This window comes from Kluyvera georgiana ATCC 51603, assembly GCF_001654985.1.
GTDB classification, from domain to species: Bacteria; Pseudomonadota; Gammaproteobacteria; order Enterobacterales; family Enterobacteriaceae; genus Kluyvera; species Kluyvera georgiana.
Map to the genome: position 1 here is coordinate 15,416 of NZ_LXEU01000009.1, position 19,149 is coordinate 34,564.

Genomic DNA, 19,149 nt, shown 5'->3' on the forward strand with positions numbered 1-19,149 from the left:
GCCGTCATGTCACAAGTTACTGAGAACAAAGCACCGGTGCCGATGACCCCGCTACAGGAATTCTGGCACTACTTTAAACGCAACAAAGGCGCGGTGGTTGGCCTGGTGTACGTGGTCATCGTGCTGTTTATTGCCATCTTCGCCAACTGGATTGCACCGTATAACCCGGCGGATCAGTTCCGTGATTCGCTGCTGGCTCCGCCTGCGTGGCAGGACGGCGGCAGTCTGGCGCATCTGCTGGGCACCGATGACGTTGGCCGCGATGTGCTGTCGCGCCTGATGTACGGCGCGCGTCTGTCTTTGCTGGTTGGCTGTCTGGTGGTGGTGCTGTCGCTGGTGCTGGGGATCATCCTTGGCCTGGTGGCGGGCTACTTCGGTGGCCTCGTCGACAACATCATCATGCGCGTCGTTGATATTATGCTGGCGCTGCCGAGCTTACTGCTGGCGCTGGTGCTGGTGGCTATCTTCGGGCCGTCGATTGGTAACGCCGCGCTGGCGTTAACCTTTGTCGCCTTGCCGCACTACGTCCGTTTAACCCGCGCCGCCGTACTGGTGGAGGTAAACCGCGACTACGTGACCGCTTCTCGCGTGGCGGGTGCCGGGGCGATGCGCCAGATGTTCGTCAATATTTTCCCAAACTGCCTTGCGCCGCTGATTGTTCAGGCTTCGCTCGGTTTCTCTAACGCCATTCTCGATATGGCTGCCCTCGGTTTCCTGGGGATGGGCGCACAGCCGCCTACGCCGGAATGGGGCACCATGCTCTCTGACGTTCTGCAGTTTGCCCAAAGCGCCTGGTGGGTGGTGACCTTCCCGGGGCTGGCGATCCTGCTGACGGTGCTGGCATTTAACCTGATGGGTGACGGTCTGCGTGACGCGCTCGATCCCAAACTGAAGCAGTAAGAGGTTCGAGATGGCGTTATTAAATGTAGATAAATTATCGGTGCACTTCGGCGACGAAGGCACACCGTTCAAAGCCGTAGACCGCGTGAGCTACAGCGTAAATCAGGGCGAGGTTGTCGGCATCGTCGGCGAATCCGGCTCGGGCAAATCCGTTAGCTCGCTGGCGATTATGGGGCTGATTGACTATCCCGGGCGCGTGATGGCCGAAAGTCTGCAGTTCAACGGTCAGGATCTCAAGCGCATCTCCGAGAGGGAGCGTCGCAACCTGGTGGGCGCCGAAGTGGCGATGATCTTCCAGGATCCGATGACCAGCCTTAACCCGTGCTACACCGTTGGCTTCCAGATAATGGAAGCGATTAAAGTGCACCAGGGCGGCAACAAGCAGACGCGCCGTCAGCGGGCAATCGATCTGCTAAACCAGGTGGGAATTCCAGATCCGGCATCACGTCTGGACGTGTATCCGCACCAGCTTTCCGGTGGGATGAGTCAGCGCGTGATGATCGCCATGGCGATCGCCTGCCGTCCTAAGCTGCTGATTGCCGATGAACCGACCACCGCGCTGGATGTAACCATTCAGGCGCAGATTATCGAGCTGCTGCTGGAATTACAGCAGCAAGAGAATATGGCGCTGATCCTGATTACTCACGATCTTGCGCTCGTCGCTGAAGCCGCGCACAAAATCATCGTGATGTACGCCGGTCAGGTGGTGGAGACGGGGGCGGCCAGCGAAATTTTCCGCGCGCCGCGCCATCCCTATACCCAGGCGCTGCTGCGCGCGTTACCCGAATTTGCTCAGGATAAAGCGCGTCTGGCTTCGCTGCCGGGAGTCGTGCCGGGTAAATACGACCGCCCGAACGGCTGTCTGCTGAACCCGCGTTGCCCCTATGCGACGGATAAATGCCGCAGCGTAGAGCCTGAGCTGAATACCGTTGACGGTGCTCGCCAGTCGAAATGTCACTACCCACTCGATGATGCCGGGAGGCCTACACTATGAGTACGCACGAGGCCACCTCGCAGCAGCCGCTGCTGCAGGCAATTGACCTGAAAAAACACTACCCGGTGAAGAAGGGGATGTTTGCCCCTGAGCGCCTGGTGAAGGCGCTGGACGGCGTTTCCTTTACTCTCGAGCGCGGCAAAACGCTTGCCGTGGTGGGCGAGTCCGGCTGCGGCAAATCGACTCTGGGTCGCCTGTTGACGATGATTGAAGTGCCAACCGGCGGCGAGCTGTACTACCAGGGGCAGGATCTGCTCAAGCACGATCCGCATGCGCAGAAGCTGCGTCGGCAGAAAATCCAGATTGTGTTCCAGAACCCGTACGGTTCACTGAACCCGCGTAAGAAGGTAGGGCAGATTCTGGAAGAGCCGCTGCTGATTAACACCTCGCTCAGCAAAGAGCAGCGCCGTGAAAAAGCGCTGGCGATGATGGCGAAGGTGGGCTTAAAGACCGAGCACTACGATCGTTATCCGCACATGTTCTCCGGTGGTCAGCGCCAGCGTATTGCTATCGCCCGTGGTCTGATGCTGGATCCGGACGTGGTGATTGCCGATGAACCGGTCTCCGCGCTCGATGTTTCCGTACGTGCGCAGGTGCTGAACCTGATGATGGATTTGCAGCAGGAGTTGGGGCTGTCTTACGTTTTTATCTCCCACGATCTGTCGGTGGTGGAGCACATCGCCGACGAAGTGATGGTGATGTACTTAGGCCGTTGCGTGGAGAAAGGGAGCAAAGACCAGATTTTCAACAACCCGCGTCATCCGTATACCCAGGCGCTGCTCTCCGCGACACCACGTCTGAATCCGGACGATCGCCGCGAACGTATTAAGCTGACCGGTGAGCTGCCGAGCCCGCTGAATCCGCCGCCGGGTTGCGCTTTCAACGCGCGTTGCCGTCGACGTTTCGGGCCGTGTACGCAGCTTCAGCCGCAGCTTAAAGATTATGGTGGTCAGCTGGTGGCATGCTTTGCCGTTGACCAGGATGAGAATCCAGAAAAGAGCGTGTAACGTACGCACTATCTTAAAGGCCGCAGAGGAAACTCTGCGGCCTTTTTCGTTAGCCTCAACTAACCGTTATTGCGGATACGGCACCCAGGCGCCGCCGTTCAGGCGAACGTACGGTTTGCCCTGGTATTGCACGACCACCGCGTTGGAGTTTTCCGACACGGCGGCGGTCTGCGGCAGGTTGCTGGTCAGTGCGGACCAATCGACGCTGTCTTCAGTGAACAGCTTGCCGTCCACCGCGCGGGCAACCAGCTCAGAGATGGCGAGATAGCTGCTCGGCTGGCTGATATCAATCGCCGCCCCCTGGTGAGGCGCTTTCATGCCAAAGAACTTGATGGCTGCCGGAACGTGGGTAATTGATGGGCTTGGGATATCGCGCAGACCGGAAACCTGCATCTTATCGCCCTGCAGCGCTGCGCCATGCTCAGGCACAACAACTACCATCACTTTACGACCCGATTTTTCCAGCTCGGTAAAGAAGGCGTCCAGTTGATCAAACAGCTTCTGTCCACGGGCTTTATAGTCCGCAGTCTTACTCTGACCCGGATAATGGTTACCGTCGTGCAGAGGCAAAATATTGTAGAAGGTCGCTGAGCGGCCACCCGCAGGAATATCCGGAGACTGCATCCAGCGATTTAGCGTGGCGAGGTCGTCATAGACCGGCGAACCGTCGAATGAGAGCAGGTTGACCGGCAGTTTGCTCTGATCCATCAGCGGACTCTGCATACCGCCGTTTTCACGCACTTCTTTCAGGAAATCGCCGAAAACACCGTTGTGGTCGAGCATCAGGTTCTGCTTAAAGCCCAGCCTCGACAGATTGTCGAACAGATAGCACTGGTTACCCGCAGGCTGATACAGGCTAGTGTGGGATGGCTGACCGCAGCTGGCGCGCAGTAGACGGATCGCCGCCGGGCCGCTGTAAGAGGTGGCTGAGTTGAAGTTGCTAAAGCGAATATCAAAATGCGACCACAGCGGGTGCTGCATCAACGCGGCGGCTTCGAGATCGGAGTTTGCCAGCGAGCAGATGTTGATGACCAGTAGATCAAAGGGCTGAGCGTCAGCCGGCAGCTCCGTTGGGAAAGTGGTGACGCGCTTACTTTCCGAGGCGTAGAAGCTGTTCAGCCAGGCGTTCAGGTTATCTGATGTTGGCGGGGCAGTTTGTGCCGGAATATCGCCGCTTGCTGCTGCGCTTGTGCCCGTTGTTGCGGTTGGCGCTGCCGTGTTGGCGGTTGTCGCCGTCGCATTTTGCCCGGTTGGCCACAGGCTAAAGGAGGGGCCAACCAGCGCGCTCAGGTTAATCCATACCATGGCGATGACAACAAACACCGTAATGCGAATCCACTGGTTCAGGAACAGCCAGGCGACCAGCAGTACGAAGAATACGCCAACCATCTGCCAGTTGATAAAGCGAGTGATCAGGTCCCAAATGTAGTCGGCGCTAAACCCTGCAATTTGCGAGCCCTGGCTCATAATGCTTTCCGGTCCCGGCAGCCAGGTATCGTGCCAGAACAGTGCAAAGCCGATAGGTATCGCAATCCAGTGCCGCCAGCGGTGTAGACGACTGTTAGGCAATGGGAACAGCAGGAAGGCCATAAACACCAGGTTCTGCATGGCGTGGAAATTCAGATATCCGGCCCACAGCAGGCCAAATTTGACCAGGAAATAGAAGTTCCAGCCGGATAGGCCTCGCCAGTAATGCCAGGAAGAAGAAGGCGTCGCGGTGGCGTTTTGCGTCGAATTAGTCATTTTTTGATTTTGCCCTGACGGCCAGATCCCGGCGCAACACGCCTACTGGCTTAACATAACGGGGTTTAAGAAACATCAAGCGGAAGGCGTTTTCAATCCGGCGTTGATGATGGCGCGCCAGATACCCCAGCGGGAAAAAAATGAACGCGCACAGTACAACAAGTTGAATTATATCGCTTATTGACATCATGACGATTTCTCTTCGGTATCGGCGGACAAACGCAGAGGTTCGGGATAACGACGCCAGCCATTGCCCTCGTAAGTGGCGTTAATCACGTTTGTCGGTTTTGGCGCCATCTGCAGTGGTTTGGTCCAGAGTTCTGGCTTCACGTCACGCATGATCAACAGTTCGGAGGCAATTTGCTTATCTTCGAACCAAATCATGCGGTTAGAGAAAATATCGCCGGTAGGTAGCGGAAAAATATGGTTCAGCGCTTTGTCCAGATCGTTGACCCGGCAGAACGGCAGGAACAACACCAGACGTTGGTCGGCAATAGTGACAATGTCGCCCATACGGTGAGGGCGACATAGCGTGAGCGCTTGCTCGACGCGCAGCCCTGGCGCCGGGCGCAAAGCGACCATCACCCCTTTACTGTCTGCGGGGAGCAGGGTGTTATTCATCACTTTTTGCACCGAGTCGCAGAATACATCCCACTTCTGATAGCCCTTCAGCTTCAACGGCTCGGTATTGGCCAGCAAGGTGGTGAGATCTTTAGGGACGTGGTGATTGAACTGCTGCGTTTGCACACTTTCAATCAACGTCAGGCTGCGAGACAGCGGCGCATTTGCCGAAATCACCAGGTTGGCGCCGCAGCTGAGCAGCAAGCGTTCATCGGTGGCGCGCAAGCTTGGCGTCGTCTCGCGAACGATGATTTTTAATGCGCTTCCGCGCTGGCGACGCAGGGTGTGAATATAGCGGGCCAGCTGTTCGACCTGGCTATTCTGGCTGAGTGAGAATATGACCGTTGCGGCCTGGGCGGTCCGCGCGGCATTAAATACGGCGTCGTTAGTTTCGAATAACGTCCAGTGTTCTGAAAGAGGTGGTGCACCTTCAAGAATATTGATATTACTCAGCACTTCTTTTTCATCACTGCGGGGTTGCACGTTGGCAACCTCTTCCTGCGCTAAATGCCAGCCGTTGTCGTTTTGTTTAATTAAAAGCTGTTGACGTGCGCTAACGCCTTTTTCATTAGCCCAGTAAGATATATCCAGCAGTTGACTATCACCCTGGTAACGTAAACTCGCGAGGCCGGAAAGTGAACGATATTCACCTAGCAGAAGCGACGTTAAGGCATCGGCATTGTTACCTGGGCTAAGAACTAAAAGAGTACAATGGTAGTATTTCGCCCATTGTTGAGATTTGTTTACCCAATCGAGAAGTTTCTTACCCGATATATTTTCCCAGGCGTTGTGCGAACATAAAAGGATAACGAAATAATCCTTCGGTTCCAGCGTGCAGAGTAAATCGCGGCGCATAAAGTGTAGACCATTCTGGCTATTCTGCATGGCAAACAGCGCAATTTTTTTTGGACCTGAGTTGTCCTTTAACTCTATGAGGTTATTGGGGTTTTCACCCATGCTGACGACGGCAACATTGGCCGAATCTGGCTGCGCGGCAAGCGTCTGGTTTAGCAGGCTAACGGCATCCTCGTGGCGGTCAGTATTGATCCACCACACGCCGCCTGTGGGCATATGGCTCACTTCATCCCACAGCGACTGAATACCTAGCGAAAATATGGGGTTCATCGTGTCCCTCTTATCGACGAAAATCCTGCGTATAAGTTTACTAGTGTCAACGTCAGAATAAACCTAATATTGAAATTAAATAGCATCAGATTTAGCATGTATACTCTGAATAATTCGAGTTATCGTCAGGCGATAAGTGAGTGAATCCCCTGAAAATTGCATAACTATGTGGCTGGAATGAGTAGAAGTGGATGTGCTCATTGCCATCTGAAGTATGATGAGTATAAACGAATTTCATGGAAAGGTTGCCATTCGAAAGAGGTGGCGCATTCGTACTTTGATTTCAGAGGGAGTAAAGAAATGCCAGATAACGAACCGATGACATCGGTTGATTCGCAACTCGGTTACACTTTCCAGAATGACTTTCTCGCATTGAGCCGAGCTTTCTCTCTACCCAATATAGATTACACTGATATTTCCCAGCGTGAAAAATTAGCTGCGGCGTTTAAGCGCTGGCCGCTGCTATCAGAGTTTGCAGAACAAAAAGCCGAACAAAAATAAGGAAGCCGAATGGCTATTCTGGGATTACAGGGCGTGCGCGGTGGCGTGGGCACAACGTCAATCACGGCGGCCCTCGCGTGGTCATTGCAACTGCTCGGGGAGTCGGTGTTGGTCATCGATGCCAGCCCCGACAATATGCTGCGCCTGTCATTTAACGATGATATCGCTCGTGAAAGCGGCTGGGCGCGCGCGGTGCGGGACGGTAAGGACTGGCGCGATAGCGCGCTCCGTTATACCGCACAGATCGACGTGCTGCCGTTCGGCAAACTGCAACCCGGCGATCGACAGAATGTGGCCGTACTCAGCGACACGCTGTCGATCATCACCGAAATTGCCCAGACGCTGGAGCGTGAGGGGCGCTATCAGTGGATACTCATCGACGTGCCGCACGGCTTTTATCCGTGGACGCCTGCCCTTATCGAGGCTTGCCACTACACGTTGACCATCGTGAAGCCTGACGCCAACTGCCATATTCGTTTGCATCAGCAGCCGCTGCCTGCCAATACCCATATTCTGCTTAACGGACTGCGCATGAGTAGCCCGCTGCAGGAAGATCTGTATCAGATTTGGCTGCAAACGCAGCGACATCTGTTACCGGTGGTGGTCCATCGCGATGAGGCGATGGCCGAAAGCCTGGCCAGCAAGCAGCCGTTGGGCGAATATCGTCATGACTCGCTGGCCGCGGAAGAGATGATTACCCTCGCAAACTGGTGCCTGATGCATTATGCCGGTCACCACCCGGCGGAGGAGCGCGAAACATGATTCGCCTCAGTAGCTGGATATTCGCCCCGTCGGTGTATGCGCAGCTGCGCGCGCGCTATATCGGCTATCGGCGTGCCGGCTCTTCCTGGCTCGCCGCGACGCTGGCCTGCCTGTGGGTTGGGCTGGCGTGGATGTTTTTACCGCTAGAAAACCCGCGCTGGCAGGCGCTGCAAGCACGTCAGGATGAGCTGTTTCCGCATATTCGTTTTGCCCGTCCTCGACCGTTAGATCCGCTACGTTACCTGCTGCAGGCGCTGTGGCTTATCATCAGCAAGCCGCCGGAAACCCGACGTGCCGTCGCCTGGCGGCCTTTAGCCGGCGTCGATCGGCTGCGTGAGCGTTATAATCAGTGGGCAGAATCGCTGCCTGGCGGCGTGAACGCGCAAACCGGCCATCTCGACCACAAAAAAGAGCTGGCGCACCTGAACCCAAAACTGCGGCGGTTTGTGCTTGGCGTTGCCGTGGTGTTATCGCTGCTGCTGGCGCTGGTGTGTATCACGCAGCCGTTTAACCCGATTTCACAGTTTATTTTTCTGATGCTGTTGTGGGGCATGGCCCTGCTGGTGCGCCGTATTCCCGGTCGTTTCTCCGCGCTGATGCTGATCGTCCTGTCATTGACGGTATCCTGTCGCTACATCTGGTGGCGCTATACCTCAACGCTGAACTGGAACGACCCCGTCAGCCTGGTATGCGGGCTGATTCTGCTGTTTGCAGAAACCTATGCCTGGATAGTGCTGGTCCTGGGCTACTTCCAGGTGGTCTGGCCGCTGAATCGTCATCCGGTACCGCTGCCGAAAGACATGAACGAATGGCCGACGGTCGATATCTTTGTGCCGACTTACAACGAAGATCTGAACGTGGTGAAAAATACCGTTTATGCCTCACTCGGTATCGACTGGCCGAAAGACAAGGTGAAAGTGTGGATCCTTGATGACGGCGCCCGTGAAGAATTTCGCCAGTTTGCGAAAGACGTCGGCGTTGAGTATGTCGCGCGTACAACGCATGAACATGCAAAAGCGGGGAACATCAACAACGCGCTGAAGCTGGCGAAAGGCGAGTTCGTCTCCATCTTCGACTGCGACCACGTGCCGACGCGCTCGTTCCTGCAAATGACCATGGGCTGGTTCCTGAAGGATAAAAAGCTGGCGATGATGCAGACGCCGCACCACTTCTTCTCTCCAGACCCGTTTGAACGTAACCTGGGGCGTTTCCGTAAAACACCGAACGAAGGCACGCTGTTCTACGGCCTGGTGCAGGATGGCAACGACATGTGGGACGCGACCTTCTTCTGCGGCTCGTGTGCGGTCATCCGTCGTAAGCCGTTGGATGAAATTGGCGGTATCGCCGTGGAAACGGTAACCGAAGATGCGCACACCTCGCTGCGTTTGCACCGTCGCGGCTACACCTCAGCCTATATGCGTTTGCCGCAGGCGGCGGGGCTGGCGACGGAAAGCCTGTCGGCGCACATCGGCCAGCGTATCCGCTGGGCGCGTGGCATGGTGCAGATATTCCGCCTTGATAACCCTCTGTTTGGCAAAGGGTTGAAGTTGCCGCAGCGGCTCTGCTATCTCAACGCCATGTTCCACTTCTTATCGGGCGTGCCGCGGCTGATCTTCCTGACCGCGCCGCTGGCTTTCCTGTTGCTACACGCTTACATCATCTACGCCCCGGCGTTGATGATTGCGCTGTTCGTGCTGCCGCACATGATTCACGCCAGCCTCACCAACTCGAAGATTCAGGGTAAATATCGCCACTCCTTCTGGAGTGAAATCTATGAAACGGTGCTGGCCTGGTACATCGCGCCGCCGACCATGGTGGCGCTGTTTAACCCGCATAAAGGCAAATTCAACGTGACCGCCAAGGGCGGGCTGGTGGAGGAAGAGTACGTCGATTGGGTGATCTCAAGACCGTATATCTTCCTTGTGCTGTTAAACCTGGTTGGCGTGGCGTTCGGCATCTGGCGCTATATGTACGGCCCGGAGAACGAAATTCTCACCGTATGGATCAGTCTGATTTGGGTGTTCTATAACCTGATTATTCTCGGCGGCGCGGTTGCCGTGTCGGTCGAGAGCAAGCAGGTGCGCCGCTCGCATCGTGTAGAAATCAAAATGCCGGGGGCGATTTCCCGTGAAGACGGTCACCTGTTCTCCTGTACGGTCCACGACTTCTCCGACGGCGGCGTCGGCATTCGTATCAACGGCGACGCTCAGGTGCTGGAAGAGCAGAAGGTGAACCTGTTGCTAAAACGCGGCCAGCAGGAATATGCCTTCCCGACCCAGGTGGTGCGCGTTTTGGGCAGCGAAGTCGGTCTCAAGCTGCTGCCAATGAGCACGCGACAGCATATCGACTTTGTACAGTGTACGTTTGCGCGCGCGGATACGTGGGCGCTGTGGCAGGACAGCTTCCCGGAAGATAAACCGCTGGAAAGTTTGTTCGATATTCTGAAGTTAGGATTCCGTGGTTATCGTCACCTGGCCGAGTTTGCGCCGCCGGTGGCAAAGGAAATTTTCCGGTCGCTCACCTTGTTGGTGGCGTGGGTGGCCTCGTTTGTACCGCGCCGTCCGGAACGTGACGCGGTGGTCGAGCATCCGCTATCGGCTTTGGCTCAACAATAATGATGATTATGCGATGAAAAGAAACCTTTCCTGGATTTGTGCAGTGGCGGTGGGCATGGGCAGTTTACTGCCGCTCACGACGCATTCAGAAACGACGCCAGAGGTGTCGGTGACGCCCACCGTTCAGCAGGACGCTACGGCGCCTACGCCCGACGCCGCGCCGGTGGTCGTGGAAGACGCGCCAAGCCGCGACGTAAAGCTTTCTTTCGCCCAGATTGCGCCACCGCCGGGCAGCATGGTGCTGCGCGGTTCGAATCCGGACGGTGGCGTGGAGTTTGGCATGCGCAGCGACGAAGTGGTGTCGAAGGCGCAGCTTAATCTGACCTACACCCCGTCGCCGTCCCTGCTGCCGATCACCTCGCAGTTGAAGGTTTATCTGAATGATGAACTGATGGACGTCCTGCCGGTGACCAAAGAGCAGCTAGGTAAAAAAGTGACGGCGCAGATCGCGGTCGATCCGCTGTACATCACCGATTTTAACCGCGTTCGCCTGGAGTTTATCGGCCACTACCGTGACGTGTGCGAAAACCCGGCCAACAATACCGTCTGGTTGGACGTAGCGCGTAACAGCTCCCTGGATTTGACCTACCGTTCGCTGAAAGTGCGTAACGATCTTTCGCACTTCCCGGTGCCGTTCTTTGACACGCGCGACAACCGCACGCTGGAACTGCCGATGGTCTTTGCCGCCTCGCCAGATCTGCAACAGCAGCAGGCGGCGGGAATCATCGCCTCGTGGTTTGGCGCGAAAGCGGGCTGGCGCGGTCAGAATTTCCCGGTGCTGTTTAACACGCTGCCGGAGCGTAACGCGATCGTCTTTGCCACCAACGATCGTCGTCCGGACTTCCTGCGCGAGCATCCGGCGGTCAACGCGCCGACGATCGAAATGATCGACCACCCGAGCAACCCGTATATGAAGCTGCTGGTGGTGTTTGGCCGTGACGATAAAGATTTGCTGAAAGCGGCGCAGGGCATTGCCTCGGGCAACATTCTGTTCCGTGGTGATAGCGTCACCGTGGATGAAGTGAAGCCGCTGCGGCCACGCGTGCCGTACGATGCGCCGAACTGGGTACGTACCGACCGCCCGGTCACCTTCGGTGAGCTGAAAACCTACGAACAGCAGCTACAGTCTACCGGGTTGGAGCCTGCCTCCATCAACCTGTCGCTGAATCTGCCGCCGGATCTGTACCTGATGCGCAGCACCGGCATCGATATGGACCTGAAATATCGCTACACCATGCCGCCGGTGAAAGACAGCTCGCGCATGGACATCAGCCTCAACAACCAGTTCCTGCAGTCATTTAATCTGGAGAGTACTCAGGACGTTAACAAGCTGATGCTGCGCCTGCCGGTGCTGCAGGGCCTGCTGGATGGCAAGAATGACATTAGCATCCCGGCGCTGCGTCTGGGGGCGATGAACCAGCTGCGCTTTGACTTCCAGTATATGAATCCAATGCCGGGCGGCTCGATTGATAACTGCGTCACCTTCCAGCCGGTACAGAACCACGTGGTGATTGGCGACGATTCAACCATCGACTTCTCGCACTACTACCACTTCCTGCCGATGCCGGATTTGCGCACCTTTGCCAACGCGGGCTTCCCGTTTACCCGCATGGCGGACCTGTCCGATACGGTGATTGTGATGCCGAAGACGCCGTCTGAAGCACAGGTTAGCACCTTGTTGAACACCGTGGGCGTCGTGGGTGGGCAAACCGGTCTGGCGGGCACCAGCATGACCATTATCGATGATGGTAGCCAGATTAAGAGTAAAGATGCCGATCTGCTGCTGATTGGTTCGATTCCGCAGCAGCTCAAGGACGATAAGCATATCGACCTGCTGGTCAATGCGGCCCAAAGCTGGGTGAAAACGCCGGTGCGTCACAACGATCTGCCGAGCATCTATCTGGATGAAGATGACCGTCAGCCGAGCGTGCAGACGGGCATCACATCCGATGGCCCAATGGCGGCGATCGTCGGCTTTGAATCACCGTATTACCAACAGCGCAGCGTGATCGCGCTGCTGGCCGACAGCGCCAGCGGCTATAACTTGCTGAATGGCGCGCTGAACGACAGCGGTAAACGCGCGGCGATGTTTGGTTCGGTATCGGTAATTCGTGAATCTGGCGTCAGCAGCCTGCGCGTGGGGGACATCTACTACGTCGGCCATCTGCCGTGGTTTGAACGCGTTTGGTTTGCGCTCTCCAACCATCCGGTGCTGCTGGCTATCTTTGCGGCGATCAGCATCGTGCTGCTGGCCTGGGTTCTGTGGCGTCTGCTGCGTATCCTCAGCCGTCGTCGTCTGGATCCGGAAGACGAGTAAGCCGCGATGAAGATACTGAGCTGGATCGTTCTGCTGTGCGCCCTTGGCGGCCAGGTACAGGCTGCCTGTGACTGGCCGGCCTGGGAGCAGTTTAAAAAGGATTACGTGAGCGCAGAAGGGCGCGTGATCGATCCCAGTGACTCTCGCAAAATCACTACCTCAGAGGGGCAAAGCTACGGATTGTTCTTTGCCCTCGCGGCCAACGATCGTCAGATGTTCGCCACTCTGTTTAACTGGACGCAGAACAATCTGGCGCAGGGCTCGCTGCGCGAGCATCTTCCGGCCTGGTTATGGGGTAAAAAGAGCGAAGACGCGTGGACGGTACTGGACAGTAATTCCGCCTCTGACTCCGATATCTGGATTGCCTGGGCCTTGCTGGAGGCCGGTCGACTGTGGAAAAACGACGACTATACCGCTACCGGCAAAGCGATGCTGGCGAAGATTGCCGACGATGAAGTGGCGAACGTACCGGGCCTGGGGTTGATGCTCCTGCCGGGTCGCGTCGGTTTTGCCGAAGAGACGCGCTGGCGTTTTAACCCCAGCTATTTCCCTCCGCAGGTGGCGCAGTATTTCAGCCGCTTCGGCGCACCGTGGACCACGCTGCGCGATACCAACCTCAAACTGTTGCTCGACACTGCCCCGAAAGGCTTTTCGCCGGACTGGGTGAGCTACGAAAAAGCGAAGGGCTGGCAGCTAAAAGAAGCGAATACGGTCGGCGGTTATGATGCGATTCGCGTCTATTTGTGGGTGGGAATGATGAACGACGCAGACCCGCAAAAAGCGCATCTGCTTAAACGCTTTAACCCAATGGCGGCGCAGACCGCCCGGCAGGGCCTTCCCCCGGAGAAAGTGGCGATCGCCACGGGGAAAGTGACCGGTGATGGTCCGGTCGGTTTTTCGGCTGCACTGCTGCCGTTCTTACAAGATCGTGACCCTCAGGCCGTACAGCGCCAGCGTGTTACCGACCATTTTCCCGGCGCGGATGCTTATTATAGTTATGTTCTGACCCTCTTTGGTCAGGGCTGGGATCAACACCGTTTTCGCTTCAGCGCCCGCGGCGAATTACTACCTGACTGGGGCCAGGAATGCGCAAGTTCACACTAAGTTTACTCCCCCTCTCTCTGGGGCTGTCGTTGGTACAGCCGGTCTTCGCGGACACCTCGGCGGAAGAGCAGTTGCTCAACCAGGTGCGTCTTGGCGAAGCCAGCAAACGTGAGGATCTGGTGCAGCAGTCGCTGTATCGATTGGAGCTGATTAATCCCAACAACCCGAAGGTGCTGGCGGCTCGCCTGCGCTACATGCTGCGTCAGGGGGATACCGCGGGTGCGCAGCAGCAGCTGAAAAAACTGGCGCAGGTCGCGCCGAATTCCGCGGAGTACAACGCTTCGCGCGCGGAAATTGGCCTGAATACCGATGCCGGGCGTCAGGCGCTACAGCAGGCGCGCCTGCTCGCCACCACCGGTCACGTGCCGGAAGCGCTGGCGGAATATGAAAAAGCGTTTAACGGCCCGCCGCCAGATGGCGACTATGCCGTCGAGTACTGGACGGCGGTGGCGAAACTGCCCGCCCGCCACAACGAAGCGCTCAAACAACTGCAATCGCTGAACCAGAAAAACCCCGGCAACGTTGGCCTGCAAATGACGCTGGCGAATACGCTCCTGGCCGACAACCAGCGCGATGCGGCATTTGCGGTACTCGAGCAGATGGCGAAATCGGCGGGCGGTCGCGGACCGGCAGCCGACCTCTGGTTTAAGGCCATTAAAAACCAGCCAGCCAGTCCCTCCAGCGTGCAGGCGCTACAGCGTTATCTGTTAATTTTCACCAGCGGTGAATCGGCGGACAGCGCGCGTGCGCTGCTGGCCGAGCAGCAAAAACAGCTGGCGGATCCGGTGTTCCTTGCGAAGGCGAAAGAGGCCGAAGCTGAGGCGAATAAACCGCAGACCTGGGAACTGTACTGGCCGCTGATCCGCAAAGGCGACGCGGCGCTGAAAGCCAATAATCTGGCGCAGGCGGAGAGCTTCTACCAGCAGGCGCGTAAGCTGGATGCCACCGACAGCTATGCGGTACAAGGTCTGGGCGACGTGGCGATAGCGCGTAAAGATAGCGCCGCCGCCGCGCGCTACTACCAACAGGCGCTGCGCCTTGACCGTGGCAACAGCGGCGCGGTGCGCGGGCTGGCCAATATCTATCGCGCCGAGTCGCCGGAAAAAGCGACCGCTTTTATTAACAGCCTCTCGGCCAGCCAACGCCGCAGTATTGATGATATTGAACGTAGCCTGACCAACGATCGGCTTTCACAGCAGGCGGAAGCCCTGGAAAACCGCGGTGAGTGGGCGCAGGCAGCGGCGCTTCAGCGCCAGCGTCTGGCGCTGTCGCCGGACGATGTGTGGATCACCTATCGCCTTTCCCGCGACCTGGTGAGCGCGGGGCAGCGCGGCGAAGCCGACCGTCTGATGCTCAACCTGGCGCATAAGAAACCGACCGACGCCGAGCAGGTGTACGCCTACGGGCTGTATCTCTCCGGTAACGGTCAGGACCAGGCGGCGCTGACGCATCTGGCCGCACTGCCGTCATCGCAGTGGACTGACAACATTCGCGAGCTGGACCAGCGTCTGCGTAGCGACCAGCTGATCGCCCAGGCAAACCGTCTGCGCGACGCAGGACAAGAGCCGCAGGCCATTGCATTGCTGAAACAGCAGCCGGAGTCTGCGCGTATTCATTCAACGCTTGCCGATTGGGCGCAGCAGCGGGGTGATAGCGCCGCTGCGTTGGCCGAATACAACGCGGTGTTGGCGAAAGACCCTCATGATGAGGATGCCCACCTGGGGCTCGCGGAGGTCTATGCTGCTGACGGCAACGCGTTGGCGGCGCGCCAGCAGTTGGCTGAACTGCCGACAGAGGGTGAACGTTCGCTCAGTACCCAGCGCCGTATTGCGTTGGTCAGCGCGCAGCTGGGCGAGACGGATACGGCTCAGAAGATGTTGACAGCTCTGGTGCCGCAAGCGAAAGCGCAGCCGCCGTCAATGGAAAGCGCGATGGTGCTGCGTGACGCGGCGCGTTATCAGGCGCAGGACGGTAACCCGCAGCAGGCGCTGGAAACCTACAAAGATGCCATGGTGGCGGCGCAGATTACCCCGGCGCGGTCGCAGGATAATGGCACCTTTACCCGCCTGACGCGCAACGATGAAAAAGATGATTGGCTCAAGCGCGGCGTGCGCAGCGATGCCGCCGACCTCTATCGTCAGCAAGATTTGAACGTCACGCTGGAGCATGATTTCTGGGGCTCGAACGGTACGGGTGGCTATTCGGATCTGAAAGCGCACACCACCATGCTGCAGGTGGATGCGCCGCTCGCCGATGGGCGGATGTTCTTCCGTTCCGATCTGGTCAATATGGATGTCGGGAGTTTCTCCACCGACAAAAATGGCTACCATAAAGAGCAGTGGGGAACCTGTGATTTAGCCCGTTGTCATGGCTCGGCGAATCAGAGCGATAGCGGTGCTAGCGTGGCCGTGGGCTGGAAGAACGATACCTGGAACGCCGATATCGGTACCACGCCGATTGGCTTTAACGTTGTTGATGTGGTCGGTAGCCTGAGCTACAGCAACGACCTCGGCCCGTTGGGCTACACGCTCAACGCACACCGTCGGCCTATTTCCAGCTCGCTGCTGGCGTTCGGCGGACAGAAAGACAACAGCAGCGGCGCACATCCCGGTACGACCTGGGGCGGTGTACGCGCCAACGGCGGTGGCCTGAGCCTGAGTTACGACAAAGGTGAAGCCAACGGCGTATGGGCCTCGTTGAGCGGCGATCAGCTGACCGGCAAAAACGTCGCTGATAACTGGCGCGTGCGTTGGATGACCGGCTACTACTACAAGGTCATCAACGAGAACAACCGCCGGGTGACCGTCGGGCTGAACAACATGATCTGGCATTACCAGAAGGATTTGAGCGGCTATACGCTAGGTCAGGGCGGCTATTACAGCCCGCAGGAGTACGTTTCCTTCGCCGTGCCGGTGAACTGGCGTCAACGCACGGAAAACTGGTCGTGGGAGCTGGGGGGCTCTGTCTCCTGGTCGCATTCGCGTACGAAAACCGAGCCACGTTACCCGCTGATGAACCTGATTCCGTCGCAATGGAAACAGGACGCGAGCGAGGATAGCAACGGCGGCGGTAGCAGCCAGGGCTTCGGCTACACCGCGCGAGCCATCGTCGAACGCCGGGTCACATCCAACTGGTTTATCGGTGCTGGCGTTGATATTCAGCAGGCGAAAGATTACACCCCAAGCCACGCGCTGTTGTACCTGCGTTATTCCGCCGCCGGGTGGCAGGGCGACCTCGACATGCCGCCGCAGCCGCTGGTGCCGTACGCCGACTGGTAACTTCATCTATCCTGTTATAGGTATTCGTCTTATATAACCCGGCTTGATGCCGGGTTATAATTATCGCGCCAGAGTCCGTTTTGACTTTGTCGCCAGCCTCGTTATTCTCAATGCCTGAGCAATACGTTCGTATCTGTGGAGAGCTCTTTTGCGCGTCAGCCGTTCACTTACTATAAAACAAATGGCAATGGTTGCTGTTGTTACCATGTTGTTTTTGTTCATCTTTTGCTTTATTTTGCTGTTCCATTTCGTGCAGCAGGATCGCTATAACACGGCTGCACAATTAGAGAGTATCGCGCGCTCTGTACGTCAACCCCTTTCTGCCGCCATCCTCAAAGCGGATATCCCGGAAGCGGAGTCCATTCTTGGACGTATTCAGCCATCGGGCATTGTTAGCCGTGCAGATGTGGTGCTGCCAAATCAGTTTCAGGCGCTGCGCATGAGCTTTATCCCGGAACGCCCCGTTCCGGTGAACATCACCCGTATTTTCGAGCTGCCGGTGCAGATATCGCTGCCGCTCTATTCGCTTGAACGTCCGGCAAACCCGCAGCCGTTGGCCTATCTGGTGCTTCAGGCCGACTCCTGGCGCATGTATAAGTTCGTGATGAGCGCGCTGGCAACGATAGTGACCGCTTACTTTCTTTTGGTGCTGATACTGACCGTTGCCCTCACGTGGTGTATTAACCGGCTGATTGTCAGGCCGCTGCGCAGCATCGCCTATGAGATTCACGATCTACCGGGTGCAGACCGCATCGGGCATCAGCTGGCGCTGCCGCGCCTGCACCACGATGATGAAATCGGCACGCTGGTTCGCAGCTATAACCGTAACCAGCAGGCCTTATTACGCCAGTACGATGAACTCAGCAGTCAATCAACGCGTTTCCCGGTTTCTGACCTGCCAAACAAAGCGTTCTTGCTAGGGTTGCTGGAGCAAAGTCTGGCGCGCAAAACGCCGGTAGCGCTGTTGGCGATTGCCTGCGAAACCCTGCAGGACACCGCAGGGGTGCTGAAAGAGGCGCAGCGTGAAATGCTGCTGCTGACGTTAGCCGAGAAAATTAAGCAGGTGATCTCGCCGCGTATGGTACTGGCGCAGGTCAGCGGCTATGACTTCGCTATTCTGGCTTACGGTGTCAAAGAACCGTGGCACGCCATTACATTAAGTCAGCAAGTACTTACTATTATGAATGAGCGTTTACCGTTGCAGGGCATCCAACTGCGCCCGAGCGCCAGCATCGGCATCGCCATGTCCAACGAAGAGCTGACGGCGGAGCAGCTCTACCGACGTTCACTCTCTGCTGCCTTTACCGCACGTCGTAAGGGCAAAAACCAGATTGAGTTCTTCGACCCTGAGCAGATGATCAAGGCGCAGAAACGGCTGACTGAAGAGAGCGATATTCTGACGGCGCTCGATACGCAACAGTTTTCCATCTGGCTTCAGCCGCAGGTGGATACCGCCACCGGTAAGGTGTGTAGCGCCGAGGTGCTGCTACGCCAGCGCCAGCCGGACGGTAGCTGGGCGTTACCTAACGATTTGATCGACAGTATCGAGTCCTGTGGCCTGATGGTCACCGTCGGCCATTGGGTGCTGGAAGAAGCCTGCCGTCAGCTGGCGGTGTGGCAGTCGCGCGGCATTATGCTGCCGCTGTCGGTAAATATCTCTGCGTTGCAGCTGCTACACCACGATATGGTCTCCGACATGCTGGAACTGCTTAACCGCTACCGCATTGCGCCCGGCACGCTGGTGCTGGAAGTGACCGAAAGCCGCCGTATCGACGACCCGAAAGCTGCCGTGGCGATCCTGCGTCCGCTGCGGAACGCCGGGGTGCGTATCGCGCTGGATGACTTCGGCATGGGCTATGCCGGGCTGCGCCAGTTGCAACATATGAAGTCCGTACCGGTCGACATCCTGAAGATTGATAAAATCTTTATCGACACCTTGCCAGAAGACGCCAGCATGGTATCGGCCATTATTCAGCTTGGGCGCAGTCTCAATCTGAAGGTCGTGGCTGAAGGCGTTGAAAATCAACAACAATATGAATGGCTACGCGCGTCGAACGTCGATGTGTTGCAGGGTTTTCTCTTCGCCCGTGCGGTGCCATCGGAGGTGTTCGAGCAGGATTATCTCGGCCAGGAGAAATCGCTGCTACCGAGTGACAGAACATAGCGATTGTGCGTGTCAGCT

Annotated in this window: 13 protein-coding genes; 10 read left to right on the forward strand and 3 right to left on the reverse strand. The window is 57.2% G+C overall.

From position 1 onward, the window contains the following. The first annotated feature begins 6 nt into the window (after positions 1-6). From dppC to dppF, 3 genes are read left to right on the forward strand one after another with little or no spacing between them, the layout of a single operon-like run. Positions 7-900 carry a dipeptide ABC transporter permease DppC gene (gene dppC, locus M989_RS01735; RefSeq protein ID WP_064541183.1) on the forward strand — a complete coding sequence of 298 codons (894 nt, stop codon included), beginning with the start codon at positions 7-9 and terminating at the stop codon, positions 898-900. Positions 901-910: 10 nt separating this feature from the next. Continuing rightward, a complete protein-coding gene (gene dppD, locus M989_RS01740) occupies positions 911-1,894 on the forward strand; it encodes a dipeptide ABC transporter ATP-binding protein (RefSeq protein ID WP_064541186.1) in 984 nt (327 codons plus the stop codon). Continuing rightward, positions 1,891-2,901, forward strand: a complete 1,011-nt coding sequence (gene dppF, locus M989_RS01745; RefSeq protein ID WP_064541189.1) for a dipeptide ABC transporter ATP-binding subunit DppF — start codon at positions 1,891-1,893, stop codon at positions 2,899-2,901. Before dppD ends, dppF begins: the two co-directional genes overlap by 4 nt. Before the next feature lie 66 nt (positions 2,902-2,967). Here the strand turns inward: dppF and bcsG are convergent, their stop codons facing one another. From bcsG to bcsE, 3 genes are read right to left on the reverse strand one after another with little or no spacing between them, the layout of a single operon-like run. After that, positions 2,968-4,644 (reverse strand): cellulose biosynthesis protein BcsG, encoded by a 1,677-nt coding sequence (bcsG, locus tag M989_RS01750; RefSeq protein ID WP_064541191.1) that lies wholly within the window; start codon positions 4,642-4,644, stop codon positions 2,968-2,970. Then, positions 4,637-4,834 carry a cellulose biosynthesis protein BcsF gene (bcsF, locus tag M989_RS01755; protein ID WP_064541193.1) on the reverse strand — a complete coding sequence of 66 codons (198 nt, stop codon included), beginning with the start codon at positions 4,832-4,834 and terminating at the stop codon, positions 4,637-4,639. Before bcsF ends, bcsG begins: the two co-directional genes overlap by 8 nt. Further along, positions 4,831-6,390: a cellulose biosynthesis protein BcsE gene (gene bcsE / locus M989_RS01760; protein WP_064541196.1), complete on the reverse strand. Its 1,560-nt coding sequence runs from the start codon at positions 6,388-6,390 to the stop codon at positions 4,831-4,833. The genes bcsF and bcsE overlap by 4 nt, the downstream gene beginning before the upstream one ends. A 300-nt stretch (positions 6,391-6,690) precedes the next feature. On the opposite strand from bcsE, the gene bcsR reads away from it, so the two are divergent. The 7 genes from bcsR (at position 6,691) to hmsP (ending at position 19,131) form a co-directional block, all read left to right on the forward strand. Continuing rightward, a complete protein-coding gene (gene bcsR / locus M989_RS01765) occupies positions 6,691-6,891 on the forward strand; it encodes a cellulose biosynthesis protein BcsR (protein ID WP_064541198.1) in 201 nt (66 codons plus the stop codon). A gap of 9 nt (positions 6,892-6,900) precedes the next feature. Next, a complete protein-coding gene (bcsQ, locus tag M989_RS01770) occupies positions 6,901-7,653 on the forward strand; it encodes a cellulose biosynthesis protein BcsQ (protein ID WP_064541202.1) in 753 nt (250 codons plus the stop codon). Beyond that, a complete protein-coding gene (bcsA, locus tag M989_RS01775; protein WP_064541205.1) occupies positions 7,650-10,268 on the forward strand; it encodes a UDP-forming cellulose synthase catalytic subunit in 2,619 nt (872 codons plus the stop codon). The genes bcsQ and bcsA overlap by 4 nt, the downstream gene beginning before the upstream one ends. Before the next feature lie 13 nt (positions 10,269-10,281). Beyond that, a complete protein-coding gene (gene bcsB / locus M989_RS01780) occupies positions 10,282-12,585 on the forward strand; it encodes a cellulose biosynthesis cyclic di-GMP-binding regulatory protein BcsB (protein ID WP_064541209.1) in 2,304 nt (767 codons plus the stop codon). Positions 12,586-12,591: 6 nt separating this feature from the next. Continuing rightward, positions 12,592-13,689, forward strand: coding sequence for a cellulose synthase complex periplasmic endoglucanase BcsZ (gene bcsZ, locus M989_RS01785; protein ID WP_064541210.1), 1,098 nt, complete (start codon positions 12,592-12,594; stop codon positions 13,687-13,689). Continuing rightward, positions 13,671-16,967 (forward strand): cellulose synthase complex outer membrane protein BcsC, encoded by a 3,297-nt coding sequence (gene bcsC / locus M989_RS01790; protein WP_064541213.1) that lies wholly within the window; start codon positions 13,671-13,673, stop codon positions 16,965-16,967. Before bcsZ ends, bcsC begins: the two co-directional genes overlap by 19 nt. Before the next feature lie 148 nt (positions 16,968-17,115). Then, positions 17,116-19,131, forward strand: coding sequence for a biofilm formation regulator HmsP (hmsP, locus tag M989_RS01795; protein WP_064541216.1), 2,016 nt, complete (start codon positions 17,116-17,118; stop codon positions 19,129-19,131). Positions 19,132-19,149: the final 18 nt, after the last annotated feature.